Origin of the sequence: Pseudomonas japonica, from assembly GCF_900188455.1 — a bacterium.
GTDB lineage: Bacteria > Pseudomonadota > Gammaproteobacteria > Pseudomonadales > Pseudomonadaceae > Aquipseudomonas > Aquipseudomonas japonica.
Genome location: NZ_FZOL01000025.1, coordinates 1 through 25,744, shown reverse-complemented (window position 1 = coordinate 25,744; position 25,744 = coordinate 1). Strand labels below are relative to the sequence as shown.

Genomic DNA, 25,744 nt, shown 5'->3' with positions numbered 1-25,744 from the left:
TTTCGTGCACTATGAAGGCGCGCCACCAATGCCAGGAATGCCCTCATGTCGCTGATTACCCATCCCCACGCTCGTGAATTGACCAAATCGGTTCGCGCCACTGTCCTGGTGTTCAAGGACCCGCGCTCCCAGGAACTGCTCAGCCGCATCGAGCGCCTGGCGCCCAGCGAAGCCAATACGCTGATCATCGGCGAGACCGGCACCGGCAAGGAGCTGGTGGCGCGGCATATCCATCAGCTCAGCCGGCGTGGCCGCGAGCCGTTCGTCGCGGTGAACTGCGGCGCCTTCGCCGAGACCCTGGTGGAGAGCGAACTGTTCGGTCACGAGAAGGGCGCCTTCACCGGCGCCACCAACGCCAAGGCCGGCTGGTTCGAGGCGGCCAACGGCGGCACGCTGTTCCTCGACGAGATCGGCGACCTGCCGCTGAACATGCAGGTCAAGCTGCTGCGGGTGCTGCAGGAACGCGAGGTCGTGCGCCTCGGTTCGCGCACGCCGATCCCGATCAACGTGCGCCTGGTGGCGGCAACCAACGTCAACCTGGCCGACGCCGTGGTCGCTGGGAACTTCCGCGAGGACCTGTTCTATCGCCTGCATGTGGCGACCATCCGCCTGCCGCCGCTGCGCGAGCGGCCGGGAGACATCCTGCCGTTGGCCGAGTTCTTCCTCGAAGAGCACTGCCAGCGCCTCGGCTACAACCGCGCCAGCCTGAGCCCGGAAAGCGAACGCAAGCTGCTGGCGCATAGCTGGCCGGGGAATATCCGCGAACTGGAAAACGCCATCCACCACGCGCTGCTGGTGTGCCGTCAGCAACGGGTGCAACCCGGCGACCTGCACCTGGTGGACATGCGCCCGATGGGTGTGCGCCAGGACGAGCCGGTCTTCGCCCCGCAGCGCCTGCCGGCCGCGCCGCCGGACCTGGAGGCGGCGCTGACCGCGCTGTTCGAGCAGAACATTCCCGACCTCTACGAACACATCGAGGAAACCGTGTTCCGCACCGCCTATCGCTTCTGCCACGGCAACCAGCTGCAGACCGGGCGCCTGCTGAACATCAGCCGCAACATCGTGCGCGCCCGGCTGGAGAAAATCGGTGAGTTGCGCAGCAGCAACAGCGCCTAGATGAACAGGGTGAGGAACCAGTACAACCCGCCCGCGAGCAGGATCGACATCGGCAGGGTCAGCACCCAGGCCAGCGCCAGGTTGCGGATGGTCCGGCCCTGCAGGCCGGAGCCGTTGGCGACCATGGTCCCGGCCACGCCCGAGGACAGCACGTGGGTGGTGGAGACCGGCAGGCCGAAATGATCCGCCGCGCCGATGGTGCACATCGCCACCAGTTCGGCGGAGGCGCCCTGGGCGTAGGTCAGGTGGGTCTTGCCGATCTTCTCGCCGACGGTGACGACGATGCGCTTCCAGCCGACCATGGTGCCCAGGCCCAGCGCCAGGGCCACCGCGACCTTGACCCAGACCGGAATGAAGCGTGTGGCGTTGTCGATCTCCTGCTTGAACAGTTGCAGCGTCCGTCGCGTGTCGGCATCGACGTCGAGCAGTTGGTGCTTGTCCAGCAGGCGGATCGCTTCGCTGGTCAGGTACATGTCGTTGCGCACGTTGCCCACCGCTTCGGCGGGGATCGCCGCCAGCGAGCTGTAGCTGCCCACCTGCTGGCCGATGTTGCCGACCAGCTCGGTCAGCGCCGGGAGCAACAGCGGATCGGCTTCGGGGGCGCGGATGAAGTCGGTCAGCACCTCGCGCGGCTCGGCACCCAATAGCGGCTGGGTGGCGTAGGCCGACAGGGCCGTGCGGGTGTCCTCGGCAATCACGGCGAACTGCTGGGTGTGGTCGGCCGGCATGGTCCGATTGAGCGCGTAGGCCATGGGCAGGGTGCCGACCAGGATCAGCATGATCAGGCCCATGCCTTTCTGGCCGTCGTTGGAGCCGTGGGCGAACGACACCCCGGTGCAGGTGACGATCAGCAGGCCGCGGATCCACAGCGGTGGCGGTTTGTTGCCCTCGGGTGCCTGGTACAGCGCGCGGTTCTTCACCAGCTTGCGCAAGCCGAGCAGCAGCAGCGCGGCGCAGGCGAAACCGAGCAGCGGCGAGAACAGCAGGGCATAGCCGACCTTGCTGGCCTGGGCCCAGTCCACACCGGAGGTGCCGTCGCGCCCGTGCATCAGGGCATTGGCCACGCCGACGCCGATGATCGAGCCGATCAGCGTATGCGAGGACGACGCCGGCAGGCCCAGCCACCAGGTACCGAGGTTCCACAGGATGGCAGCCAGCAGCAGGGCGAAGACCATGGCGAAACCGGCGGACGAGCCGACCTGGAGGATCAGTTCCACCGGCAGCAGGGCGATGATGCCGAAGGCCACCGCACCGCTGGAAAACAGCACGCCGAGAAAATTCCACAGCCCCGACCAGACCACCGCGAAGCGCGCCGGCAGCGAGTGGGTATAGATCACCGTGGCCACGGCGTTGGCGGTGTCGTGGAAGCCGTTGACGAACTCGAAGCCGAGGGCGATCAGCAGGGCCAGGCCGAGCAGCAGGAAGGGCGTCCAGGTGGTGATCGGCGTGCCGCTGGCATTGATGTCGCGCATCAGGCTCCAGGCGGTGTAGAGCAGCGCGCCGATCAACAGGGCGCAGAACAGCACGGTGGGAGTCCGGCTCGCGCGCGGGCCGGAGGAGGGGGTTGCAAGCGCGTCCGCGGGAGGGCGGGCGCTGGTCTGGGTAGTCATGAACGGGTCCGGGTGTGACATTTCAGGCTCCTGCCTGTACCAGGGCAGCGTACTAGTGTAGGCAGGCTCGACCATGACGCCAGTCAATGAATCCGGGTGGTAAGCTCGATCCATCGTGCGTGGGGAGGGGCTGAAATGATTCGTTGCAAGCGGGCCTACGAGGCGCCGGCGGAGGAAGATGGCCAGCGTGTGCTGGTCGATCGGTTGTGGCCACGCAACCGGCGCAAGGACCAGCTGGCGCTGCTGCAATGGCTGCCCGAGGTGGCGCCATCCACCGAACTGCGCAAGGCGTTTCACGCGGGCGACGTGGATTTTTCCGCCTTCGCCCAACGCTACCGGCAACAGCTGGGCGCTCATCCCGAGCATTGGTGGTCGCTGCTGGATCTGGCGCGCCAGGGCAACCTGACCCTGGTGTATGCCGGCAGGAATACCGATCAGAACAACGCCACCGTCCTGGCCGAGTGGCTCGAGGACGAACTGGAACGCCAGGGGCCGGGCAGCTCGCCAGTGTGCTACGCCGATCAGGTGAAGCCGTGAAGCCGCGACTCGTCGCCGCCAGCGACCGGGATCTGCCCTTCGCCCGCGACCTGACCCGCCGCTGCATGCTGCGTTACTACTGCCAGTTCGACCTGCTGTGGCTGGACGAAGCCTTCGATCAGGCCTGGGGTTGGCGCGAGCAATGGCTGGTCATGGACGACGAGCGCTGCGTGGGTTTTTGCAGCCTGAGCCAGGACAGTCGTGCGTTGTATATCCGCGAACTGCATATAACCGAGGGTGCCCGCGGACAGGGGATCGGCACCTGGGTGTTGCGTGAAATGAACACCTGGGCGGCGCAGCGACGCCTGTCATGGCTGCGTCTGATGGTTTTCAAAAGCAATCCGGCCCGTCAGCTTTATCAGCGTGAAGGATTTCACGAAGAGGGCGAGGAGGAATGCTTCATCCGCATGCAGCGATCCGTGCGCTGAGCGCCTGCGAAAGGCATAGGGCGTCTTGTGCTGCAATTCGCATCGCAGGCATAGTTCGGGGTTGTTGACGGCGCAGTGGATGTGCCGGGTTTTCCTACCCCCTAGTGGGTATTTTGCAAAGGAATATGTATTCAAATGAAGGGTATCGGACTACGTCTCAGGGAAGAACGCGAACGCCTTGGCCTGACTCAGCGGGCCTTTGGCGACATTGGCGGGGTCGAGCCCAACGCTCAGGGCAAGTACGAAAGCGGGGAGCGCACGCCGCGGGCCGACTACCTCGCGGCAGTCGCCGCCAGTGGTGTCGATGCACTGTATGTGCTGAGCGGGGTGCCGACCCCGGCGATGCTCGACGACCTGCGCCCGGGCGAGAATCATTTGCTGGACTGCTATCGGCGACTGCAGCCTGCCGACCAGCAGGCTGTAAGACATCTCCTGGAGAGCCTGGCGGGCGTTGCTACCGGGCCTGTAGGGAAAGTGGCATCGGGTTGATCCGACAAGGCGAAATAGAATTGTCGAAAAAATGAAATCTGACGTCATACCGATGACGCATTCTGCTAGGTTCACCACGCAATTTTTTGATAAGGTGGCCGGATCCAATTCAGACCGTAAGGCGAGGTGTCTGCTTGATCAGGGTTCTGGTGGTCGACGATCACGATCTGGTACGTACCGGTATAACCCGCATGCTGGCCGACATCGACGGTCTGCAGGTGGTGGGCGAGGCCGACTCCGGTGAGGCGGCACTGAAGGTGACCCGCGAGCTCAAGCCCGACGTGGTCCTGATGGACGTGAAAATGCCCGGTATCGGCGGCCTGGAAGCCACCCGCAAGCTGTTGCGCAGTCACCCCGACATCAAAGTGGTGGCGGTCACCGTCTGTGAGGAGGATCCGTTTCCCACGCGCCTGCTCCAGGCTGGCGCCGCCGGTTACCTGACCAAGGGCGCGGGCCTCGACGAGATGGTCCAGGCCATTCGTCTGGTCTTCGCCGGCCAGCGCTACATCAGCCCGCAGATCGCCCAGCAACTGGCGCTGAAATCCTTCGAGCCGAAGAATGCCTCGCCGTTCGACAGCCTGTCGGAGCGGGAAATCCAGATCGCCCTGATGATCGTCGGCTGTCAGAAGGTGCAGATCATTTCCGACAAGCTGTGCTTGTCGCCGAAAACGGTAAACACGTACCGTTACCGCATCTTCGAAAAACTCTCGGTCACCAGCGATGTGGAACTCACCCTGCTGGCGGTTCGCCATGGCATGGTCGACGCCAACCTCTGAACATGACCCCCGCGTTTGATTCAAGTGCCTTTCTGGCGACCTGCAGCGGCCGTCCGGGTGTCTACCGGATGTTCGACGCTGGCGGTCGCCTGCTCTATGTAGGCAAGGCCAAGAACCTCAAGAAGCGCCTGGCCAGCTACTTCCGCAAGACCGGCCTGGCGCCCAAGACCGCCGCGCTGGTCGGGCACATCGCCCAGGTCGAGACCACCATCGTCGCCAGCGAAACCGAGGCGTTGCTGCTGGAGCAGACGCTGATCAAGGAATGGCGGCCGCCCTACAACATCCTGCTGCGTGACGATAAGTCCTACCCCTACGTGTTTCTGTCCGACGGTGAATTCCCGCGGCTGGGCATCCACCGTGGTGCCAAGAAACAGAAGGGCAGGTATTTCGGTCCATACCCCAGCGCCGGGGCGATTCGCGAAAGCCTGAGCCTGCTGCAGAAGGCCTTCCATGTCCGCCAGTGCGAAGACAGCTATTACGCCAACCGCACGCGGCCCTGCCTGCAATACCAGATCAAGCGCTGCAAGGGCCCGTGCGTCGGCCTGGTGGAGCCGGCCGAGTACGCCGACGACGTGCGCCATTCGGTGATGTTCCTCGAAGGCCGCAGCCATCAGCTGACCAACGAACTGAATGCCGATATGGAAAAGGCCGCCATGGCCCTGGAGTTCGAGAAGGCCGCCGAACTGCGCGACCAGATCGCCCTGCTGCGCCGGGTCCAGGACCAGCAGAGCATGGAAGGCGGCAGCGGCGACGTCGATGTGGTCGCGGCGTTCGTCAACCCGGGCGGCGCCTGCGTGCACCTGATCAGCGTGCGGGGCGGGCGGGTGCTGGGCAGCAAGAACTTCTTTCCCCAGGTGGGTATCGAGGAGGAGGTGGCCGAGGTCATGTCGGCGTTCCTCGCCCAGTACTACCTGGGCAACGCCGAGCGCGAACTGCCGGCGGAGTTGATCGTCAACGTCGTGCACGAGGACTTCGACGCCCTGCGTGACGCGGTGGGGACCCTGCGCGGCCGTGAACTCAGCATCAGTCACCGGGTCCGCGGTACCCGTGCGCGCTGGCAGCAGCTCGCGGTGACCAATGCCGAGCAGGCCCTGATGGCCCGGCTCGCCAACCGCCAGCACATGGCCCAGCGCTTCGAGGCCCTGGCCGAAGTGCTCGGCCTGCCGGAAGTGCCGCAGCGCCTGGAGTGCTACGACATCAGCCATTCCAGTGGCGAGGCCACCGTGGCGTCCTGCGTGGTGTTCGGCCCGGAAGGCCCGCTGAAATCCGACTATCGCCGCTTCAATATCGAAGGCGTCACCGCCGGCGACGACTATGCCGCCATGCAGCAGGCCCTGACCCGTCGCTACGGGCGGATCAAGGACGGCGAGGGCAAGCTGCCGGACGTGCTGCTGGTGGACGGCGGCAAGGGCCAGTTGAACATGGCCCGGGAAGTGATGCAGGCCTTGCAGGTCCCGGACCTGACCCTGCTCGGCGTGGCCAAGGGCGTGACCCGCAAGGCCGGTTTCGAAACCCTCTACCTGAACGACGTGCACAACGAGTTCACCCTCAAGGGCGACTCCCCGGCGCTGCACCTGATCCAGCAGATCCGCGACGAGGCGCACCGTTTCGCCATCACCGGCCACCGTGCGCGGCGCGGCAAGGCGCGGCGCACTTCGAGCCTGGAGGAGGTGGCCGGGGTCGGGCCGAAGCGCCGTCGCGACCTGCTGAAACATTTCGGTGGTTTGCAGGAATTATCCCGCGCCAGTGCGGAAGAAATCGCCAAAGCACCAGGAATCAGCAAAAAGCTCGCCGAGTCGATTTATGACAGCCTGCATAGCGAGTAGAATGCCCCGCTCACCTCGCAGCCAGTTGTCCCGATGAATATCCCGAATCTTCTTACCGTTCTTCGTGTACTGCTCATCCCGATCTTCATTCTGCTGTTCTACGTGCCGTATCACTGGAGTTACCTGGCCGCCAGCAGCGTCTTCGCCATCGCCGCCGCCACTGACTGGCTCGACGGCTACCTGGCGCGTCGCCTGCAGCAGAGCACGCCGTTCGGTGCCTTCCTCGATCCGGTGGCGGACAAGCTGATGGTCGCGGTGGCCCTGGTCCTGCTGGTGCAGGTCCACGCCAACTTCTGGCTGACCTTGCCGGCGGCGGTGATCATCGGCCGCGAGATCGTGGTTTCGGCATTGCGCGAATGGATGGCCGAACTAGGCGCGCGGGCGCATGTGGCGGTATCGAACCTAGGCAAATGGAAGACCGCGGCGCAGATGCTGGCGCTGGTGATCCTGCTGGCCAACCCGGCGACCCTGAGCACCTGGGTAATACTGGGTTATGCCTTGCTGATGATTTCCGCGGGCCTGACCCTGTGGTCCATGGTGCAGTACCTGCGCGCCGCCTGGCCGCACCTGCGCGAAGGCTCGGAGCAGAAATAAAAGTTTTTTGAATCAAGGGGTTGACGAATTATTTCAACTCTATACAATGGCCACCATCAAGACGACGCGGGAATAGCTCAGTTGGTAGAGCACGACCTTGCCAAGGTCGGGGTCGCGAGTTCGAGTCTCGTTTCCCGCTCCAAATATGGCGATCCAGATCACTAAAATTGCTCTGGATCGAAAAGAAAAAAGGCCCTTCGGGGCCTTTTTTCGTTGTGGCGAAAAATCCTCCGTCCTCCCTCGAAGCGCCAATGGCAGCAGCGCCGCCGCTCAGCTAGACGATGCTGAAAAGCGCGACTACTGTGCAACCTATGGCGCTGCCTCGTTATTGTTGCCCGACGTGATTCTTGCGAGAGGAAAGATATGTATCGGTATTTTGGCTTTATTATGCTGTTTGTAGCCATGCTCTCTGCTGGGAATGCTTCCGCGAGTTACATGAAAAGCAATAAGGACAAGGCACTCGAGAACAAGGTGCGTGCGGTAGTCGAAAAACTGCCACTCACGGGGTCGAGCTTTGATATAGGCATTCATCGTGGCGAAGTATTGCTTGCTGGAATGACGCAATCGACTGATGTGGAGAACACGGTAGTCAGTGCTATTTCTGCCGTTCCCGGTGTACTACGGGTTCATAATGAACTCAAACAAGGGCCTCGCGGCGATCGCCAGCACGATTTGAACATGGCGACGGCGTTCGACCTTGTTGTGGAAAATTCCGGCATCGCCGGCCCCCAGCGTGTTGCCGCCTACGTTATCGAAGGGGTGCTGTACCTGATGGGGCCTGTCACCGAGGCGGAAGGAGATAAAGTTGTAAAGTCCATTGTCGCGTGGTCCTCTTCGCATCCGGAACTCAAGAAAATAATCAAGCTTTTTGTATATTGGAAAGACGTGCCTGGGTTGATAAGTTCGAAAGGCTGTCAGGTTTACATTATGGATCGTGCGATAGGCGCGCGTGAAACAGTTTCCTGGGAGGGGCGTTGCGTCAACGGTATTGCTGAAGGGCAAGGGGTGCTTGAGATTACAAATGGGCGTGACAGTGCCAAAGGCAAGGGCGTGTTTGAACACGGCTCTCTGGTAAGAGGGGTTCTTGAGTTCAGAAAAGGTGGGGAGTCATTTGTATATAATGGCCCGATTTTCAACTTTCAGCCTCAGGGAGCGGGTACCGCGATAATCGAAAGCCCTGAATTGAGTGCGGAAGTGGTCGGCACTTTTGATGAAGGAGAAATGAAAAGCTGGACCACCGCGACGAATTTAAGAACGGGAGAGGTTCGTCGTTTTGGCGAGCGTCGAACCGTCAATGCAACCACGGCGCCCGATCCAGACACTAGTGACGAGACATCCGGGTTTGGCGACATCATCGGAGGCTTGCTGCAAGGGGCTGGACAGGCAATGCAATCGATGGGCGGCACGCAGTATGGCAAAGGTGTTCTCCTCGAAGGTATTGGCGGTGCGGTAGCCGGTGATGAAGCCGTTGCCAACCGGGCTATTCACTCTCTCAATTCCGGCCAGACGGCATCCTATGGGCGAGGCCTGGTCTCCACAGACGCAAAGAAAGAGAATTGCCGATACTCACCATCGGGCAGTCTTCGTGGCTGTGTGATTCCCGATATGAACCAATGCATAAGGGTTCAATCCGGTAGCGATGGCCAAGCAGTACGTGTCAATGGATGCTCCCAGACAATCAGCGTATTCATGTGCAGTTCAGGTCAGGGACAACGCTCAGCGAACGCTGTTTCTCCTTTGTGCTCCAGTCTGGTTAATCCGTCGTACAGCAATTCTGTTTCCGAACCTTTGCACTACTACGTGGATCCGGGGCGGGCTCTGCCCATTTCGGGAAGTTCAGTGACCTGGGCTTGCTCATCCGGCTATACGGACGTTCTGGGTTGGGATGGCAGAACGCTGAAGACAGTCTGCTATGAGTCCGGACTTCAATCGGATAGCCGTTGATCGTCACTCCGTGTTGAAGCGCTTGCAGGTCGGCTAGCGCCATTTTCCAGGACGACGGCGAGGGAGCCTCATGCCGGTGGTGTGAGAGGGCGGCAGGCATTCCCTGCCGCTCAGAAAAATGTAACCACATGATTTTAAATATGAAATCAATTTTTCTGCGTGACAGTCCGGCGCCCACTCTATTTGGCTCAGCTAAAGTTTCTGGGTTTCCCTTGGCGCGTTCGTCATCAAGTGTGTATATGGGTGGTTAAGTAACTGAGTGGGTGTCGTCATTTGTGAAGTTGTCATGTGAGTTTGACTCTATTCATGTCAACTGATAAGTTTCGAGAAATTGATCAAGCTGCTAAGGATAGCAAATGAAGCAACTAGCATCAGAATGGTTCAGTGCACTGCAATAGTGCCATTTGTTGGTGCGTCACCTCCCTTGATCTATTCGCTCGCAAACTTTTGTTTTGTTGCCTGTGTGCGATTGATAGGGGCGTGCATCCGGGTTTTGCTTGTCGCAAATTCCGGATGGTGGATTTTATTATAATTGTGAGCATGGGCGTAATGTAGCGGGCACGGGCTTGCTTTGTTTGTAACTTGCTCAGCCATTAGCGTCTCAACGCCGCGCAATGAACCCATAGCTCAATAAGACCCGAGTGTTGTGTTTGAGTAGCTGAACAAAAAAGTTTTCGGACAGAGTGAGCCAGACATGAAAATAGGTGTATTGGGATTCGGCAACGTCGCTTCGGCGACAGTACAGAAGTTCATGTCGAATCGGGATCTGATTGCGTCCAAGACCGACGTGCAAATGCAGATCGTCAAGGTCGCCACCCGTACCGCGGCACGTGCCGAGGGGCAGGTGCCCGAAGGCTGTGAGATCGTTACTGACTGCTGGGCGGTGGTCGATGATCCCACTATCGATGTCGTGATAGAACTGATTGGCGGCACGGACATCGCCAGAGACCTGGTGATGCGTGCGATTGCCAACAAAAAGCACATCATCACGGCCAACAAGGCGCTGCTGGCTCATCATGGTGAAGCGATCTTTGAACTCGCCGATCAAATGGGGGTGTGCGTGTTGTTCGAGGGCGCGGTGGCGGTGTCCATCCCGATCATCAAAACGCTGAAGGAGTCGGTGGCCGCCAGCCGGGTCACCTCGCTCATCGGCATCCTCAACGGCACGTCGAACTACATCCTGTCGCAAATGAGCCAGCATGGCGCGTCGTTCGACGAGGCCCTGGCCCAGGCCCAGCAGAAAGGCTACGCCGAAGCGGATCCGACCCTCGATGTGAATGGCGAAGACGCAGCGCACAAGATCACGCTGCTCAGTTCGCTGGCTTTTGGTGTGCCAGTCGATTTCTCGGCTGTGGATTTCAAAGGCGTCACCGAGGTTGAAGCGGTCGATATAGCGGCGGCGGCCCGGCTCGGTTATCAACTCAAACTCATTGCCCAGACCCAACTGCAAGGCGATGAAGTGTGGGTGTCGGTGGCCCCGGCGCTGGTGCCGAATGCGTCCATGCTGGCACATGTCAACGGATCCATGAACGGTATCGCACTGACCGGTGACCTGTTCGGTTCAGCCTTCCTTTATGGTTCCGGTGCCGGCGGCGTGCAGACCGCGAGTGCGGTACTCGCCGACTTGATCGATCTTGCGCAAGGCTCGCGGGGAGGCTGCTACGTGGGCCTGCCCAACATGGGCTTCAAGCGGAGTGCGATCAAGACCAGGCCTTATCTTGCCGCCGACGCCAGGCAGAGCCGCTTCTACTTTCGGATGAGGGTCGAGGACAAGGTGGGTGTGCTGGCCGAAGTCAGTTCGATATTTGCCCGCGCCAACGTATCGGTCAGCACCATTTTCCAGGACGAAGGCGAGGGCGATCTGGCTGACATCATCATCACTACCCATGGCATCTCGACGGGTCAGGTCCAGAAGGTAATGCCTGCGCTGCAGGCTTCTGCCGCTTCAGGGCATGGGATCGTCATCTATCCGGCGCTGGACGAGTAACTTCGGCGAGGAAACGTGCATCAAGCGGACATGGCTGACTTTCCGGATATGCGCAATTGTCACATCTACGCTTGCGGTACCCCCATTGTCGTGGAGTCTGCTCGCAGAGATTTCAGTGACCTCTGTGGTCTGCCGAAGTCGCAATTCGTCGCATAGTGTGTAACCCCCCATCCTGGCAAATGCCTGGCTAACAGAGGGGATGCTTTCCCCGCGCTCGCTCCGCAGACAGGCCGACATCAAGGGTGGCTCTAGGCGCTCGCGTTGCCTTTCTCGTACATACCCAGAGCCTTCTTCAGCCTTCCACGGATATGCTCGCGCAGATAGCCCGGCGCCAGGACTTCGATCTCGTCGGCATTGCTCAGCAGAAACAGGCGCAGCCCCTGGGTGTCCTGCACCGAGCAGCTCAGGATCGCGCCGCTTTCGGTGGGCTCGATGTGCTGTGTTTCGCTCAGGCGATTTTCCGTGAGCCGGTTCAACAGGTTCGGCTCCAGTCGCAGGGTCAGCTTGATCGCCTCTTTGCCGTGGAGGGTCATGAGGTCTTTCTGCACTTCGAATGACTCGACGCGGTAGTTGTCCGGCTCGGGTATGTCGAGGAAGTCCGTGCGCACGCTGAGCACGCGATGGAGCATCAGCACGCAGGTCGTGCCGGGGCCATTGCTGCTGTACTTGCCCCGTGCGGTGCCGGGCTCGGGTGGCGCGCCGTTCGACCATTGCTCCGAGTGGATGTAGGCGGAGAGGTAGATGTTCGAGTCCTGGAACGACAGCGCGAGGGGTTTCAACACATAGGTGCATTCAGCGTCCGCGGCATCGCGCGGCCTGTACGCCACTTTCAGGCTTTCGCCTTTGAGCATCGCGGTCTGGATGATCTCCAGGTGGGCGGGGTCGTAGCAGCCAGGGAGGAGGGTCATGAAGCGGGTGCCGGAGGTGATCCGGCCTTGCGCCACCAGGTCCTGCTGGGCGTTCCGGGTGATCACGCCCTGCGCATAGTCACGCAGCTCGACCAGTTGCTCCGTCACCAGCTTGAAGCCGAAGCGTTCGGAATGCTGCAGGACCGCGAGCAGGGTCATCGACTCGGTGGGTGTCAGCACCAGGTCGAGTCTGACCTGCTTGTGCAACTTCCACCGATGCGACTTCTGGCCTTGCGGTTTTTCACCCATGACCTGGCGCTCCAGGACCAGGGCCTTGAGGTCGCGCAGTGTGGTCTTGATATGGGGGCTCTGGCCGGTCCATTCACGCAGCAGGTCATGCAGTGCCTCTGTCGTCAGCGCGGTTCCGGCGCGGTGCAGAATCCTGGTCAGGGTTCTGCGACGGTCGTCCTTCGATGTTTTTTCACTCACGGGGCGCACTCAGGGACAAAAACTGTCCCTATTGTCCTGCAGTATCGCTTTGCCAGCAACGAACCCGGATTTTTCCCAGGAGTGCCCATGAGCGCCAACGCAACCCGTCGTATCCATCCTGCCTACAAGCAATGTGCGCAGGTGCAAGCCTTCGTCGAATGGCTCGCCCAGCACCTCGGTTCGAATCAGCCGCTCCAGCATGAGTACCGCAACCGCCAGACGGGCAAGCACTGGCAATTCACCGACCTCTACGATGCCTTCACCCAATACGAATGGCAGCACCCGGGTATCCCGCACCTTCAGGTCAGCGCCGGCAGTTGCGCCACCAGCAACACCCAGGCACTGAGTGCGCTGAGCGTCGATCTCGGGGCGGCCCGCTGCGATGCCACGATGCTCCAGGGAACCAAGGCCACGATGTCCTGGGGCGGTGTGGCGGCGCGCAACCATCAGTGGCTGGAGGACAACCAGAAAGGCTTGGCCGGGATGGTCGAGCAGGTTGCCCAGGTGCTGCGAACGGGCGATCTCGACAACCCTCGCTTCGCAAAGGATCTGCGCTTCAACGCGGGCATGACCAAGGTGTATTCGCTGATCTGCCAGGACTTCATCATCTATGACAGCCGCGTGGCCGCGGCCCTGGGCATGCTGGTCGTCAGCTATTGCGAGGAAACGGGCCTCGGCGCTCTCCCGGAGGGTCTGCGTTTTCCCTGGGCGCCGGCGAAGGAGGGGGCGAACACCAGCGTACCCAAGCGCCGCAATCCAGGCAGCAAGGCATTCAAGTTTCCCGGCTTGCGCCGCGGACGCCATCACGCGCTGTGGAACATGCGCGCGAGCTGGATCCTGAGCCAGGCATTGGCGCATCCCGAAGCCGCGAACAGCCCGTTCCACGGCGGCGGTGCCAATGCGCTGCGCCGGCTGGAGATGGCACTTTTCATGATCGGGTACGATCTCGCGTGAACGAGATTCAGGCATGCAACCGAGCTGTTCAGCCCTGGTGGTTGAAGTAGATTCCTCTCGGGGCAACTTCAGACTCCCTTCAGACTCGGCGCCGATACTCCTCCCCATCGAGCCCAATCGGGGGGAGGTTTCATGACCCAGCTTGAATGGAGCAACCTGCTCCCTTTGCCTGTCGGCAGCAATGCCGAGCATCACGCCCAGTTGTCCCTGCACCTGGCCCACGACAGCGGTCGCGGGGATCTGGAGCACTTCATCCATCAGCGTTTCGCCGCCATGCACCATGCCGATGTCCAGCATTACCTGCCGGAACTGCTGGCGTTGCATGACCGCCACGGGCGCCTGATCGCGGCGGCCGGGGTGCGCCCGGCCAGCGCCGGCCCGCTGTTTCTCGAACGTTATCTGGACGAACCCCTGGAACTTGCGGTCTCGCGCCTGGCGGGCGGTGCGCTGGCGCGCGATTGCCTGGTCGAGGTGGGCAACCTGGCCTCGCTGAGCGCCGGCAGTGCGCGGATCATCATCATCCTGGTCACCTGGCTGCTGGCCATCCGCGGCCTGCAGTGGGTGGCCTTCACCGGTGCCGCGACGCTGATCAACAGCTTCCAGCGCCTGGGGCTGCAGCCCGGCATCCTGGCCGCGGCCGATCCCGGCCGCTTGGACGGCGAGCAGGCACAATGGGGGACCTACTACGCCCAGCGCCCGCAGGTCTTCGCCGGCAATATCGGCTACGGCTTCGACGCCTTGACCCGCGCCGGCGCCTTCCAGCGCCTCGGCTTGCCGGCGATCACCCAGGAGACCGGCCATGCCGCATGAACTGGAGCGCTTTCAGCAACTGCTGACGATACAGGCCCGCGACCATGGCGACGAAATCGCCGTGCAGGGCGCGACCCAGCGCCTGACCTGGGGGCAGTTGCTCACGGGCGTCGAAAGCCGGGCCCGCTTCTTGAGCCAGCAGGCGCCGGGGGCCCTGGTCCTGGCCCTGGACAATGGCCCCGAGGCGCTGCCCTGGGACCTGGCCGCGCTGTTCGTCGAGCGGCCCTGCGTGGTTGTCCCTGGCTTTTTCAGCCCTGCGCAGTTCGCGCACTGCATTGCGCAAAGCGGGGCCACACTGGCGCTCGGCGAGGCACAGTGGGGTGCGCAACTGGCCGAGCTGGGCTTTGCCCAGGCGCAGGGGGTGTGGACTCGGACGCTGGAGCGTCCCGCCAGGTTGCCCGGCGCTACCGCGAAGATCACCTACACCTCCGGCAGCACCGGCCGCCCCAAGGGCGTGTGCCTGAGCGCCGAGGCCATGCTGCGGGTGGCCCGGGAGCTGGAAGCGGCCAGCCGGGAAACCGAGGCGCAGCGCTACCTTGCGGTACTGCCGCTGGGCATTCTGCTGGAAAACCTGGGGGTCTATGCCGCGCTGATGGCGGGCGCCTGCGTGTTGCTCTACCCGCAGGCGCAACTGGGTATCGGCGGGGCCAGTCAGGTGGACTTCAAACGCCTGCTCGGCGCCATGGCCCTGAGCGCTGCGCACAGTCTGATCCTGGTACCGCAACTGCTGATGGGCCTGGTTATCGCCATCGAGCGTGGCCTGATGCAGGTCGGCGCGCTGCGTTTCGTCGCGGTGGGTGGGGCGCGGGTTTCCCCCAGCCTGCTGGCCCGTGCCGAGGCGGTCGGCCTGCCGGTGTTCGAGGGCTACGGGCTGTCCGAGTGCGCCTCGGTGGTGGCCTTGAACCGGCCGGGCGCGGCGCGGCCTGGCAGCGTCGGCAAGCCGTTGCCCCATGTGCAGGTGCGGATCGCCGAGGACGGTGAGGTGCTGGTGGCCGGGTCGACCTTGCTGGGTTACCTCGACGAGCCGCCATTCGAGGCCGGCTGGTGGGCCACCGGTGACCTCGGCTACTTCGACGAGCAGGGCTATCTGTACCTGAACGGGCGCAAGAAGCACCAGTTCATCACCAGCTTCGGGCGCAACGTCAACCCGGAATGGGTGGAAGCCGAACTGACCCAGAGCGGCACCATCGCCCAGGCCTTTGTGCATGGCGAGGGGCTGCCGCGAAACAGCGCCTTGCTCTGGCCGCTGGACCCGAATGCCAGCGACGACGCCATCGAGCAGGCCGTGCAGCGCTGCAATGCGCAGTTGCCGGACTACGCCAGGGTGCATGCCTGGCGGCGGCTGCCGGCACCCCTCGACAGCCGCGACGACACCCTCACCGCCAATGGCCGTCCGCGCCGCGAGGCCATCCTGACGCGTTACCACAGCCTGTTAGCCGACATTCCCTCATGAGGTTCGCCATGCCCTTTTTCGACACCCTGCAACTGCACACTGCCCAGGAGCGCCAGGCGCTGTTCGCCGTGCCGGTGATCCGCGAGGCACTGGCTGGTCAGGTCAGCCTGGACAGCTACATCGCGTTTCTGACCCAGGCCTATCACCATGTCCGCCACACCGTGCCGCTGATGATGGCCTGCGGCGCGCGCCTGCCGGCCCGCCTGGAGTGGCTGCGCGGCGCCGTCTGCGAATACATCGAGGAGGAATACGGCCACGAACAGTGGATCCTCGATGACATCAAGGCCTGTGGCGGCGATTGGGAAGCCGTGCGGGATGGTCGGCCGGCACTGTCCATCGAACTGATGGTGGCCTACCTCTACGACCTGATCGCCCGCGGCAATCCGGTCGGCCTGTTCGGCATGGTCAATGTGCTCGAAGGCACCAGCATCGCCCTGGCGACCCAGGCCGCCGGGACTATCCAGAGCACCCTGGAGCTGCCCGCCAAGGCCTTCAGCTACCTCAGTTCCCACGGGGCCCTGGACCAGGATCATATGGTCACCTACCGACAATTGATGGATCGCCTGGACGACCCTGCCGACCAGCAGGCGGTGATTCATGCCAGCCAGGTGGTGTACCGCTTGTACACCGAGATGTTTCGGGGCCTGCCGCGTGCCGGCCAGCACGAGGTGCGTGATGCGCTTGTCTGAATCCGTGGTGGTGTTGACCGGGGCCAGTGGCGGCATCGGCCTCGAGCTGGCCGAACAGCTGTGCGCGGCGGGGGCCCGGGTGCTCGCGGTGAGCCGCCAGGTGGGTAAGTTGGCCAGCCTGATGCAGCGCTATCCGCAGCGTCTGCACTGGCAGGCGGCCGACCTGCGCACCCGCGAAGGGCGCGAGCGGGTCCTGGCGCGGGCGCGGGAAATGGGCGTCAACGTGCTGATCAATGCCGCCGGGGTGAACCGCTTCGCCTTGCTCGACCAACTCGACGAGCAGGCCCTCGACGAGTTGCTGGACATCAACCTGAAGGCGGCGCTGCAACTGACCCGGGTCTGCCTGCCGCTGCTCCGTGCCCGCCCCGCGGCACTGGTGGTCAACGTAGGGTCGACCTATGGCTCGATCGGTTATCCCGGGTATGCCACCTATTGCGCCAGCAAGTTCGCCCTGCGCGGTTTCTCCGAGGCCTTGCGCCGCGAACTCGCCGATACCTCGGTCAACGTCCTCTATGCCGCACCCCGGGCGACGCGCACGAGCATGAACAGCAGTGCCGCCACGGCGCTGAACCAGGCGCTCAAGGTGGGCATGGACGATCCGGCGGATGTCGCCCGGGCGGTGCTCGAGGCCGTGCAGTCCGAGCGCAGCGAGCTCTACCTGGGCTGGCCGGAAAAGCTCTTCGTGCGTCTCAACGGCATGCTTCCGGGGGTGGTCGACCGCGCCCTGCGCAAGCAACTACCGGTCATTCTTCGCCATATCGGCAGTCATTCGAGGGAGTCGGGCAAATGAAGCGTTTTCTTGTCGCCGGCCTGCTGGCGTTCACCCCGCTGACCTGGGCCCTGGACCAGGCCGGCAGCCAGCGCCTGGGCGAGTTGCAGCATCGCTGGGCGCAGATCCAGTACCAGACGCCCAAGGACCAGCGCGCCGACGCCTTCGAGCAACTGGCCGGCGATGCCGCCGGCTTCGTTCAGCAATACCCCGGCGCGGCCGAACCGCTGATCTGGGACGGCATCATCAACAGCAGCTGGGCCGGCGCCACCGGCGGGCTGGGGGCACTGGGCAAGGTCAAGGCGGCACGGGCCAGCCTGGAGCAGGCGATCAAGCTGGATGCCAGTGCCCTGCAGGGTTCGGCCTACACCAGCCTGGGCACCCTGTACGACCAGGTGCCCGGCTGGCCGATCGGCTTCGGCGACGCCGACAAGGCCGAGACCCTGTTGCGCCAGGCGCTGCGGATCAACCCCAACGGTATCGACAGCAACTATTTCTGGGCCGATCATCTGTTCCGGCAAAAACGCTATGGTGAAGCCCGCGCGGCGCTGGAAAAGGCCCTGCAGGCGCCGCCGCGACCGGGACGTGAACTGGCCGACCAGGGCAGGCGTGGCGATATCGCTGCTTTACTCAAGGCGCTCAAGGACAAACAGGACTGACTATGCGGCTGCTGCTGGTTGAGGACGATACCGCGCTGGGCGAGGGGATCTGCGATGGCTTGCGCCAGGAGGGCTATACCCTCGACTGGTTGCGTGACGGGGTGAGCGGCCTGCATGCCTTGCAGCATGAAGCGTTCGACCTGGCGATCCTCGACCTGGGCCTGCCGCGCCTGGACGGCATCGAACTGCTGCGGCGGGTGCGGGCCGGGGGCGACAGCCTGCCGGTGCTGATCCTCACCGCGCGCGATGCCACCGAGGACCGCATCACCGGCCTCGATGCCGGGGCCGACGATTATCTGGTCAAGCCGTTCGACCTCAACGAACTCAAGGCCCGCCTGCGCGCCTTGCTGCGGCGCAGCGCCGGGCGGGCGCGGGTGCTGATCGAGCATGCCGGCGTCGCCCTCGATCCGGTCACCCAGCAAGTCCACTACAACGGCGAGCCGGTGGTGCTGACGCCCAAGGAGTACCTGCTGCTGCACGAACTGCTGGCCCAGCCGGGCAAGGTCTTCACCCGCGAGCGCCTGACCCAGTTGCTGTATGGCTGGGACGAGGAGCCGGAAAGCAACACCCTGGAGGTGAACATCTATCACCTGCGCAAGAAGCTGTTCAACGGCCTGATCCGCACCGTGCGCGGTATCGGCTATCTGGTCGAGAGCAAGGCATGAGCTCGCTGCGCCAGCGCACGCTGTGGCGGGTCATGCTGTTGCTGGTGCTGGGGACCAGCCTGCTGGCCCTGTACAACTACCACGACAGCCGCCACGAAATCACCGAGGTCTATGACGCCCACCTGGCACAGAACGCCCGCCTGCTCGAAGGCGTGATGAGCATTCCGGTCCAGGACGGCAGCCGCGAGACGCTGTACCGCGCCTTCAACGAAGCGCTGGGCAAGGCGGGACGGCACCGGATCGGTCATCCCTATGAAAGCAAGCTGGCCTTCCAGGTCTGGGATGACAGCGGTGCGCTGCTGGTGCATACCCCCAGCGCCCCGGTCCTCGCGCCGCTCTCGGTCAGCGCGGGCTTCGCCGATTTTGCGGTGAATGGCCAGCAATGGCGCGGTTTCGTCCTGCCGGTGCCGGAGCGGCACTGGATCATCTGGGTCGGCGAGCGCGAGGATGTGCGCTACGACCTGATCGACCGGATCGTCCGCCATACCCTGTTTCCCTTCCTGATCGGCAGCCTGGCCCTGGCGCTGCTGGTCTGGGCCGCGATCGGCTGGGGCCTGCAACCCTTGCAGAACATGGCCAACGTCATCCGCGCCCGGCATGCCGACTCCCTGGAGCCGCTGCAACTGGTGCCCTTGCCCTCGGAGCTGGAGCCGATGCAGGCGGCGATCAATCGCCTGCTGGCGCAGATCGACGACCTGCTGCGCCGCGAGCACCGTTTCATCGCCGACGCCGCCCATGAAATGCGCACCCCGCTGGCCATCCTGCGCCTGCATGCGCAGAACGCCCAGGCCGCCACCAGCGAGGCCGAGCGGCAGAAGGCCCTGGGCTTCCTGATCGGCGGGGTCGATCGCTTGACCCGGGTGGTCAACCAGCTGTTGACCCTGGCCCGCGTGGAGCCGCGCCTGGGACAACGGGTCAGCACCCCGATCGACGTCGCGCAGATGCTCACCGAGTCGCTGGCGGAGTTGACCCCGTGGATTCTCGATCGCGGCCTGGAGCCGTCGCTGGACATCGGCGAGGGCGATCATCGTCTGGCCGTCGATGCCGGCGTGCTGGGCATCGCCCTGCACAATCTGGTGGCCAACGCGGTGGAGCATTCGCCGCGGGGAGGGCGCATCACGGTTTCACTCAGGCAGCGTGCCGGTCAGGTCGAACTGACCATCGAGGACGAGGGGCCGGGCATCGACGAAGCCAGTCTGTCGCGGGTGTTCGAACGCTTCTACAGCCGCAACAGCCCGAATGGCGCCGGCCTCGGGTTGTCCATCGTCGCCACCATCGTCGAGGGCATGGGCGGCCAGGTACGTCTTGCAAACCGCGCCCAGGGCGGGCTCGCCGCGACCTTGTCGATCCCGTTGGAACACACCGCCGCGGACTTCAGGCTGCCTTAAGCGTCAGCTGGCACTTTGGCATCCTGTATCCCCTGGCCCGCTGTTCAAGGGGACGGAAACCAGATAGTGAGCACTATCGAATTTGTCTTCAGCGCTGTATTCAAGAGGGTGATATTCAGTTCCAGGATGACCTGAACGATTAGGCTTTGTACGAGAAAGTGCCTGCTCGCCGCTCGGCGACTTCTCGGTTGTTGTCTGAGGCGCGGTTGCCGGGGGTAATCAGCAGCTTCTCAGATCCTTGGCGGACGGAATGAGAAGGCGGAAAAATTCAAACAGCAAAAAGGATATTGCACCCATGATCCCTCAGGGTTTCAAACCGCTGTTTCGCAACAGTCCATTCATCGAACTGCTGGGGCCATTCTTCTTTCGGGAAGAGGGTGCCGGTTTCATCATCGGCGTTCGTGTCGAGGAAAAACATACCAACGCCCGCGGTCTGGCTCACGGCGGGCTGTTCATGGCCCTGGCCGACATTGCCCTGGGCTACAGCGCGGCCTTTTCCAGGGACCCGCCGCTCAAGCTGGTCACCACCAGCCTGAACACCGACTTCGCCGGCTCGGCCAAGGTCGGCGACTGGCTGGAGGCGACCGTCGACATTCAGAAGACCGGCAGCCGCCTGGTGTTCGCCAACAGCTACATCAGTGTGGGCGAGGAGCGCGTGGTGCGTGCCAGCGCTTCGTTCCTGGTGGTCGGCTGACAGACAAACCCCGGCACCTGCCAGGTGCCGCCTTTCATCCGTGGCATGCCGCAACCCTGTCCCCACGCCCTCCCGCCTCACCATGCTCTTCAACAGGGCAACCTTCCCCGCAACCCTGCCATTTTGGGTTAACAGCCCGTCCCCACCCGGGTCTAGGATCGTCCTCAGCCTGATCAGAAAAACAACAGCGTGCTGTGGCGCGGCCTCCGTGCCACTCCAGACAACAGACTGCCTCATACAACAAGGTCAAGAAAATGAGCGTTTCCATCCCTGCGAACAGTTCCACGGAGCTCAGGCGCGGTGCCCTGGGTGTCGGTTTCATCATCTTTTTCGTGGTCTCGGCGGCCAGTCCCCTGAGCGTGATCGCCGGCGGCTTTCCCATCGGCATCATGCTCGGCAACGGTGCGGGCACCCCGGCGCTGCTGGTGCTGACCCTGGCGGTACTGCTGGCGTTCTCGGTGGGCTACACCACCATGGCCCGCCATGTGACCAACGCCGGCGGCTTCTATGCCTTCTCCTCCCGTGGCCTCGGCGGCATGGCCGGCGGCGCTGCCGGGGTGCTGGCGATGTTCGCCTACAACATCCTCCAGGTCGGGCTGTACGGCATGTTCGGTGGCGTGGTGGCCGGGACCATGAGTGTGGTCTTCGCCATCGAGCTGCCCTGGTGGGTCTATTCGCTGCTGGCCATGACCAGTATCGCCATCCTCGGCTACCGCAATATCGACCTGTCGGCGCGGGTGCTGTCGTTCGTGGTGGTCGCCGAGTACCTGGCGATCCTCATCCTGGATTTCGCCATCCTGCGCAGCGGCGGCGACAGCGGGATCAACTTCGCCTCGTTCGAGGCCCGGCATGTCGGCAGCGGCACACCGTCGATCGGCTTGCTGTTCTGCTTCGCCGCCTTCATCGGCTTCGAGGCCACCACCATCTACGGCGAGGAAGCGAAGAACCCGCAGCGCACCATTCCCATCGCCACCTACGCTTCGGTGCTGCTGATCGGCGTGTTCTACACCCTGTCGATCTGGGCCATGGTGGTGGGCGTGGGCGCGGACAAGATCGTCCCGACCCTGCTGGCCCTGCAGGACCCGACGACCTTCATCTACGGCCTGTCCGATCACTTCGTCGGGCCGCAGCTGACCCAGGTGATCCGCGTGCTGTTCATGGTCAGCATCTATGCCGGGCTGCTGGCGTTCCACAACGCCGCGGCGCGCTACTTCTACGCCATCGGCCGCGACGGCCTGCTGCCCAAGCAGTTGGGTACCACCCATCGGGTGCACCAGAGCCCGCACATGGGCTCGGCCCTGCAGAGCCTGATCGCCGCGGTGGTGGTGCTGGTGTTCGCCGCGCTGGATGCCGACCCGATCCTGCAACTGTTCGCCTGGTTCTCCAGTCTGGCGACCCTGTGCGTGATCCTGCTGATGGCGATGACGTCGGCGGCGGTGCTGATGTACTTCCATCGCCAGCCACAGTTGCAGCTCGGCTTCATGCGCAAGCGCTTGCTGCCAGGACTGGCCTGCATCGCGCTGCTGTTCGTGCTGGGCGTCGCGGTGCTGCACTTCGATGTCCTGACCGGGGCCAGCAAGTCGCTGTCCTACGCCCTCTGCGCGGTGATTCCCGCGGCCCTGATCACCGGTGTTCTGCTGGCTGCGCGTCTGCGCCGGCTGTGCCCGCAGCGTTACCTGGAGCTGGGCAGCCACAAGCTCTGAGCCGGCCCTCTCACTCATAAGCACCACCTGCGTGCAGCGGTACCCCGGGTGCCGCGTAACCCAAGGATATGTCCCATGGAAAATTTCCAGCTACTGATTGGCGGCGTCCGCGTCGCCGGTGAAAACGGCGAGTTCGCGGTGATCGACCCGGCCAGCGGCACGCCCTTCGCCCAATGCCCTTCGGGTTCGCTCGGGCAGTTGAACGCGGCTGTCGCCGCGGCCCGCACGGCCTTCGCCGGTTGGCGCCAGAGCAGCGCCGACGAACGCCGCGCGGCGCTGCACAAGGCCGCCGACGATATCGAGCGGGAGGCCGACGGCATCGCCCGGCTGATCGTCCGCGAGCAGGGCAAGCCGCTGGCGCTTGCCCTGTCCGAAGTCATGGGCGGGGTGGCCTGGACCCGCTACAACGCCGACCTGGAGATCCCCGTCGAACAGGTCGAGGACAACCCGCGCCAGCGCGTCGAACTGCACCGCAAGCCGCTGGGCGTGGTCGCCTCGATCACCCCGTGGAACTGGCCGTTCATGATCGCCGTCTGGCACATCATCCCGGCCCTGCGCGCGGGCAACTGCGTGGTCAGCAAACCGTCGAGCCTGACACCGCTGAGCACCCTGCGCCTGGTGGAGATCCTCGACCGGCACCTGCCGCCGGGGGTGATCAACATCGTCACCGGCGAGAAGGGCTTCGGCAGCGCCATCACCACCCATCCGGGCATCGACAAGATCGTCTTCACCGGCTCCACCCCCACCGGGCAAAGCGTGATGCGCGGCGCGGCGAGCAACCTCAAGCGCCTGACCCTGGAACTGGGCGGCAACGATGCCGCCATCGTCCTGCCCGGCACCGATATCGCCGCCGTGGTCGACGACATCTTCAATGCCGCATTCCTCAACATGGGCCAGACCTGCGCGGCGCTGAAGCGCCTGTATGTGCACGAATCGCAGTACGAGGCCTTCGCCGCGGCCCTGGTCGAGCGTGCCGGGCGCGAAGTGGTCGGCGCGGGCCTGGAGGCCGGGGTCACCTTCGGTCCGATCCAGAACAGCGAGCAGCTGGAACTGGTCGGCGAACTGGTGGAGGACGCCCGGCGTCTCGGTGCGCGCATCCTCTGCGGCGGCCAGCGCCTGCCGCGTGCCGGCTATTTCTACCCGCCGACCCTGGTCGCCGATGTCACCGACGGCGATCGCCTGGTCGACGAAGAGCAGTTCGGCCCGGTGCTGCCGCTGATTGCCTACGGCGATGTGGACGATGTCCTGGCCCGCGCCAACGCCAGCAGCATGGGCCTGGGCGGCTCGGTCTGGGGCCCCGATGCGACCCAGGCCGAGGCCCTGGCGGCGCGCCTGGAAAGCGGTGTGGCCTGGGTCAACTGCCATGCGCAGATCCAGCCCAACACGCCGTTCGGCGGCAGCAAGATGTCCGGCTTCGGCGTCGAGTTCGGTCTCGAAGGCCTGCTGGAATTCACCGGCCAGCAACTGCTGTTCGTGCGCAAGGAGAACCTCTCGTGAACACGCCCACCCTGTTCGCTGGCGTCCCGCTGCCAGCCTTTTCCGGAGACACCGCCGTGGCCCAGCCAAACCGTTACGCACACTACAAGACCGCCGAGAAGAAGTTCTGGCACCCCATGGGCAGCGCGGCCCCGGCGCACCGGGCCAACACCCTGATCATCGCCAGCGCCGACGGCAACTACATCACCGACGTCGATGGCCGGCGCATGCTCGACGGCGTGGGCGGCCTGTGGAACGTCAACGTCGGGCACAACCGCCCCGAGGTGAAGGCCGCCATCGTCCGCCAGCTGGACGAGCTGGCCTACTACCAGACCTTCGACGGCATCGCCCATCCGCGGGTCTACGATCTGGCCGAGCGCCTGACTTCCATGTTCGCCGAGGAAGACATGGCCCGCGTGCTGTTCAACAGCGGCGGCTCGGATGCCGTGGAAACCGCGCTGAAGATGGCCCGCCAGTATTGGGTCGCCAGCGGTCAGCCGGGTCGCACGCGTTTTCTCTCCCTGCGCAACGGCTATCACGGCGTGCACATCGGCGGCACCTCGGTGGGCGGCAATGGCGTCTATCACTACAACCACGGGCAGCTTCTCGGCGGCTGCCACAGCCTCGACACGCCATGGCTGTACCGCAATCCCTGGGACTGTCGCGATCCGGAGGAACTGACCGAGCACTGCATCCGCCAGCTCGAAGAAACCATCGCCCTGTACGGCGCGCACAGCTTCGCCGCGCTGATCGCCGAGCCGGTGCAGGGCGCCGGCGGGGTGATCGTGCCGCCGGCCAACTACTGGAAGCGCCTGCGCCAGGTCTGCGACCGCCACGGGATCCTGCTGATCGCCGACGAAGTGGTCACCGGCTTCGGTCGCTCCGGCTGCATGCTCGGCAGCCGCGGCTGGGGCGTGGCGCCGGACATCCTGTGTCTGGCCAAGGGTATTTCCGCCGGCTACATCCCCCTGGGCGCCACGGTGTTCAACACGCGCATCGCCGAGGCCATCGAGCAGGCGCCGGGTTTCGGCAGCTTCATCATGCATGGCTACACCTACACCGGCCACCCGACCGCCTGCGCCGCGGCCCTGGCCGTGCTGGACATCGTCGAGGCCGAGGACCTGCCGGGCAATGCGGCAACGATCGGCGCGCAGTTGCTGGCACAGTTGCAGCCGCTCAGTGAACGCTTCGAGGTGGTCGGCGAGGTGCGTGGCAAGGGCCTGATGATCGCCCTCGACCTGGTCAGCGACAAGCGCACCCGCCAGCCGGTGGACCCGGCCGCCGGCGATGCCGCGCGCATCGCCGAAGCGGCAAGGGAGGAGGGCGTGCTGGTGCGTCCGGTGGGCAGCAAGATCATTCTCTCGCCGCCGTTGACCCTGACCTCCGGCGAGGCCAGCCGGATCGCCGAAGTCCTCGACAGCGCCCTGTCGCGCTGCCGCTGAGCCGCACCCGGGTCGCCGCCGACCGGCGGTGACCTTCCACCGCACTGATAAGAATGCCTGCCAAGGCACACAGGAGCACTTGCATGTCCAGCACCCTGTTCAACAGGGCCGCGCGCCGCGGCCTTGCACTTTCGATCGCCCTGGGAATCAGCGTACCGGCCCAGGCCTACGAGCTGTACGCGGACGACGACACGCACCTCAACGCCGACATGCTCGCGGTCTGGGGTATGTTCAACAGCCGCAAGAACTACGACGGCACGCCGGGCGGTTCGACCTGGCGCGAAGGTTTCATCAAGTACGGCTTCAGCGGCGACCAGGGCCTGGGCGGCAACGGCACGCTGTACGGCACCTTCAACCTGGTCAGCTCGGCGACCTGGGGTGACGGCGACGCCGCCGGC

Annotated in this window: 23 protein-coding genes, 1 tRNA gene and 1 pseudogene; 23 read left to right on the top strand and 2 right to left on the bottom strand. The window is 63.9% G+C overall.

Annotated elements, in window-relative coordinates:
• Positions 1 to 45 precede the first annotated feature (45 nt).
• On the top strand, positions 46 to 1,116 hold the full coding sequence (locus CHB99_RS24475) for a sigma-54 interaction domain-containing protein (protein ID WP_042125922.1): 1,071 nt from the start codon (positions 46 to 48) through the stop codon (positions 1,114 to 1,116).
• On the opposite strand, the gene CHB99_RS24470 is transcribed toward CHB99_RS24475, so the two are convergent.
• Entirely contained in the window at positions 1,113 to 2,588 is a 1,476-nt protein-coding gene (locus CHB99_RS24470) for an inorganic phosphate transporter (protein ID WP_377698366.1), read from the bottom strand. The genes CHB99_RS24475 and CHB99_RS24470 overlap by 4 nt on opposite strands.
• A 273-nt stretch (positions 2,589 to 2,861) precedes the next feature.
• Between CHB99_RS24470 and CHB99_RS24465 the strand changes: the two genes are divergently transcribed.
• The 9 genes from CHB99_RS24465 (at position 2,862) to CHB99_RS24425 (ending at position 11,307) form a co-directional block, all read left to right on the top strand.
• Entirely contained in the window at positions 2,862 to 3,263 is a 402-nt protein-coding gene (locus tag CHB99_RS24465) for a DUF488 domain-containing protein (protein ID WP_042125919.1), read from the top strand.
• Entirely contained in the window at positions 3,260 to 3,691 is a 432-nt protein-coding gene (locus CHB99_RS24460; RefSeq protein WP_042125917.1) for a GNAT family N-acetyltransferase, read from the top strand. Before CHB99_RS24465 ends, CHB99_RS24460 begins: the two co-directional genes overlap by 4 nt.
• Before the next feature lie 135 nt (positions 3,692 to 3,826).
• Positions 3,827 to 4,180, top strand: a complete 354-nt coding sequence (locus CHB99_RS24455; RefSeq protein WP_042125915.1) for a helix-turn-helix domain-containing protein — start codon at positions 3,827 to 3,829, stop codon at positions 4,178 to 4,180.
• Positions 4,181 to 4,314: 134 nt separating this feature from the next.
• Positions 4,315 to 4,956, top strand: a complete 642-nt coding sequence (gene gacA / locus CHB99_RS24450) for a response regulator transcription factor GacA (RefSeq protein ID WP_042125913.1) — start codon at positions 4,315 to 4,317, stop codon at positions 4,954 to 4,956.
• A gap of 2 nt (positions 4,957 to 4,958) precedes the next feature.
• Complete coding sequence (gene uvrC, locus CHB99_RS24445; protein ID WP_042125911.1) at positions 4,959 to 6,782, top strand: excinuclease ABC subunit UvrC; 1,824 nt, start codon at positions 4,959 to 4,961, stop codon at positions 6,780 to 6,782.
• 33 nt (positions 6,783 to 6,815) lie between these two features.
• A complete protein-coding gene (gene pgsA / locus CHB99_RS24440) occupies positions 6,816 to 7,376 on the top strand; it encodes a CDP-diacylglycerol--glycerol-3-phosphate 3-phosphatidyltransferase (protein WP_042125909.1) in 561 nt (186 codons plus the stop codon).
• Positions 7,377 to 7,442: 66 nt separating this feature from the next.
• Positions 7,443 to 7,518, top strand: a tRNA-Gly gene (locus CHB99_RS24435).
• A 293-nt stretch (positions 7,519 to 7,811) separates the two neighbouring features.
• On the top strand, positions 7,812 to 9,320 hold the full coding sequence (locus CHB99_RS29650; RefSeq protein WP_167335869.1) for a BON domain-containing protein: 1,509 nt from the start codon (positions 7,812 to 7,814) through the stop codon (positions 9,318 to 9,320).
• Positions 9,321 to 10,014: 694 nt separating this feature from the next.
• Complete coding sequence (locus CHB99_RS24425) at positions 10,015 to 11,307, top strand: homoserine dehydrogenase (protein ID WP_042125905.1); 1,293 nt, start codon at positions 10,015 to 10,017, stop codon at positions 11,305 to 11,307.
• Positions 11,308 to 11,555: 248 nt separating this feature from the next.
• On the opposite strand, the gene CHB99_RS24420 is transcribed toward CHB99_RS24425, so the two are convergent.
• Positions 11,556 to 12,644 carry a helix-turn-helix transcriptional regulator gene (locus CHB99_RS24420; protein WP_042125903.1) on the bottom strand — a complete coding sequence of 363 codons (1,089 nt, stop codon included), beginning with the start codon at positions 12,642 to 12,644 and terminating at the stop codon, positions 11,556 to 11,558.
• A gap of 87 nt (positions 12,645 to 12,731) precedes the next feature.
• Here CHB99_RS24420 and CHB99_RS24415 point away from each other — a divergent pair, with 87 nt between their 5' ends.
• From CHB99_RS24415 to CHB99_RS24355, 13 genes and pseudogenes are all read left to right on the top strand, one after another.
• The gene (locus CHB99_RS24415; RefSeq protein ID WP_089266667.1) at positions 12,732 to 13,598 is read left to right on the top strand and encodes a hypothetical protein; all 867 of its coding nucleotides are present in this window, start codon (positions 12,732 to 12,734) and stop codon (positions 13,596 to 13,598) included.
• A 132-nt stretch (positions 13,599 to 13,730) separates the two neighbouring features.
• Positions 13,731 to 14,408, top strand: coding sequence for a thermostable hemolysin (locus tag CHB99_RS24410; protein ID WP_042125901.1), 678 nt, complete (start codon positions 13,731 to 13,733; stop codon positions 14,406 to 14,408).
• Positions 14,398 to 15,861 carry an AMP-binding protein gene (locus tag CHB99_RS24405; protein ID WP_042125899.1) on the top strand — a complete coding sequence of 488 codons (1,464 nt, stop codon included), beginning with the start codon at positions 14,398 to 14,400 and terminating at the stop codon, positions 15,859 to 15,861. Before CHB99_RS24410 ends, CHB99_RS24405 begins: the two co-directional genes overlap by 11 nt.
• Positions 15,862 to 15,869: 8 nt before the next feature.
• Entirely contained in the window at positions 15,870 to 16,550 is a 681-nt protein-coding gene (locus tag CHB99_RS24400; RefSeq protein ID WP_042125897.1) for an iron-containing redox enzyme family protein, read from the top strand.
• Positions 16,537 to 17,340, top strand: coding sequence for an SDR family oxidoreductase (locus CHB99_RS24395; RefSeq protein ID WP_042125895.1), 804 nt, complete (start codon positions 16,537 to 16,539; stop codon positions 17,338 to 17,340). Before CHB99_RS24400 ends, CHB99_RS24395 begins: the two co-directional genes overlap by 14 nt.
• Positions 17,337 to 17,978, top strand: a complete 642-nt coding sequence (locus CHB99_RS24390) for a tetratricopeptide repeat protein (RefSeq protein ID WP_042125893.1) — start codon at positions 17,337 to 17,339, stop codon at positions 17,976 to 17,978. Before CHB99_RS24395 ends, CHB99_RS24390 begins: the two co-directional genes overlap by 4 nt.
• A 2-nt stretch (positions 17,979 to 17,980) precedes the next feature.
• Entirely contained in the window at positions 17,981 to 18,643 is a 663-nt protein-coding gene (locus tag CHB99_RS24385; RefSeq protein WP_042125892.1) for a response regulator, read from the top strand.
• Positions 18,640 to 20,031 carry a sensor histidine kinase gene (locus CHB99_RS24380; RefSeq protein ID WP_042125891.1) on the top strand — a complete coding sequence of 464 codons (1,392 nt, stop codon included), beginning with the start codon at positions 18,640 to 18,642 and terminating at the stop codon, positions 20,029 to 20,031. The genes CHB99_RS24385 and CHB99_RS24380 overlap by 4 nt, the downstream gene beginning before the upstream one ends.
• A gap of 295 nt (positions 20,032 to 20,326) precedes the next feature.
• Positions 20,327 to 20,725 (top strand): PaaI family thioesterase, encoded by a 399-nt coding sequence (locus CHB99_RS24375; protein ID WP_042125889.1) that lies wholly within the window; start codon positions 20,327 to 20,329, stop codon positions 20,723 to 20,725.
• A 254-nt stretch (positions 20,726 to 20,979) separates the two neighbouring features.
• The gene (locus CHB99_RS24370) at positions 20,980 to 22,428 is read left to right on the top strand and encodes an APC family permease (protein ID WP_042125887.1); all 1,449 of its coding nucleotides are present in this window, start codon (positions 20,980 to 20,982) and stop codon (positions 22,426 to 22,428) included.
• Positions 22,429 to 22,503: 75 nt separating this feature from the next.
• Entirely contained in the window at positions 22,504 to 23,925 is a 1,422-nt protein-coding gene (locus CHB99_RS24365; protein WP_042125885.1) for an aldehyde dehydrogenase family protein, read from the top strand.
• A 56-nt stretch (positions 23,926 to 23,981) separates the two neighbouring features.
• On the top strand, positions 23,982 to 25,346 hold the full coding sequence (locus tag CHB99_RS24360; protein WP_281177151.1) for an aminotransferase class III-fold pyridoxal phosphate-dependent enzyme: 1,365 nt from the start codon (positions 23,982 to 23,984) through the stop codon (positions 25,344 to 25,346).
• An 83-nt stretch (positions 25,347 to 25,429) separates the two neighbouring features.
• A pseudogene (locus CHB99_RS24355) lies at positions 25,430 to 25,744 on the top strand (hypothetical protein); the annotation flags it as partial.

Excerpts from the sequence above, each read along its gene's own strand:
- CHB99_RS24475 (WP_042125922.1), top strand. The coding sequence starts at position 46 with ATGTCGCTGATTACCCATCCCCACGCTCGTGAATTGACCAAATCGGTT.
- CHB99_RS24470 (WP_377698366.1), bottom strand. The coding sequence starts at position 2,588 with ATGCGCGACATCAATGCCAGCGGCACGCCGATCACCACCTGGACGCCC.
- CHB99_RS24465 (WP_042125919.1), top strand. The coding sequence starts at position 2,862 with ATGATTCGTTGCAAGCGGGCCTACGAGGCGCCGGCGGAGGAAGATGGC.
- CHB99_RS24455 (WP_042125915.1), top strand. The coding sequence starts at position 3,827 with ATGAAGGGTATCGGACTACGTCTCAGGGAAGAACGCGAACGCCTTGGC.
- uvrC (WP_042125911.1), top strand. The coding sequence starts at position 4,959 with ATGACCCCCGCGTTTGATTCAAGTGCCTTTCTGGCGACCTGCAGCGGC.
- pgsA (WP_042125909.1), top strand. The coding sequence starts at position 6,816 with ATGAATATCCCGAATCTTCTTACCGTTCTTCGTGTACTGCTCATCCCG.
- CHB99_RS29650 (WP_167335869.1), top strand. The coding sequence starts at position 7,812 with ATGAAAAGCAATAAGGACAAGGCACTCGAGAACAAGGTGCGTGCGGTA.
- CHB99_RS24425 (WP_042125905.1), top strand. The coding sequence starts at position 10,015 with ATGAAAATAGGTGTATTGGGATTCGGCAACGTCGCTTCGGCGACAGTA.
- CHB99_RS24415 (WP_089266667.1), top strand. The coding sequence starts at position 12,732 with ATGAGCGCCAACGCAACCCGTCGTATCCATCCTGCCTACAAGCAATGT.
- CHB99_RS24410 (WP_042125901.1), top strand. The coding sequence starts at position 13,731 with ATGACCCAGCTTGAATGGAGCAACCTGCTCCCTTTGCCTGTCGGCAGC.
- CHB99_RS24405 (WP_042125899.1), top strand. The coding sequence starts at position 14,398 with ATGCCGCATGAACTGGAGCGCTTTCAGCAACTGCTGACGATACAGGCC.
- CHB99_RS24400 (WP_042125897.1), top strand. The coding sequence starts at position 15,870 with ATGCCCTTTTTCGACACCCTGCAACTGCACACTGCCCAGGAGCGCCAG.
- CHB99_RS24395 (WP_042125895.1), top strand. The coding sequence starts at position 16,537 with ATGCGCTTGTCTGAATCCGTGGTGGTGTTGACCGGGGCCAGTGGCGGC.
- CHB99_RS24390 (WP_042125893.1), top strand. The coding sequence starts at position 17,337 with ATGAAGCGTTTTCTTGTCGCCGGCCTGCTGGCGTTCACCCCGCTGACC.
- CHB99_RS24385 (WP_042125892.1), top strand. The coding sequence starts at position 17,981 with ATGCGGCTGCTGCTGGTTGAGGACGATACCGCGCTGGGCGAGGGGATC.
- CHB99_RS24380 (WP_042125891.1), top strand. The coding sequence starts at position 18,640 with ATGAGCTCGCTGCGCCAGCGCACGCTGTGGCGGGTCATGCTGTTGCTG.
- CHB99_RS24375 (WP_042125889.1), top strand. The coding sequence starts at position 20,327 with ATGATCCCTCAGGGTTTCAAACCGCTGTTTCGCAACAGTCCATTCATC.
- CHB99_RS24370 (WP_042125887.1), top strand. The coding sequence starts at position 20,980 with ATGAGCGTTTCCATCCCTGCGAACAGTTCCACGGAGCTCAGGCGCGGT.
- CHB99_RS24365 (WP_042125885.1), top strand. The coding sequence starts at position 22,504 with ATGGAAAATTTCCAGCTACTGATTGGCGGCGTCCGCGTCGCCGGTGAA.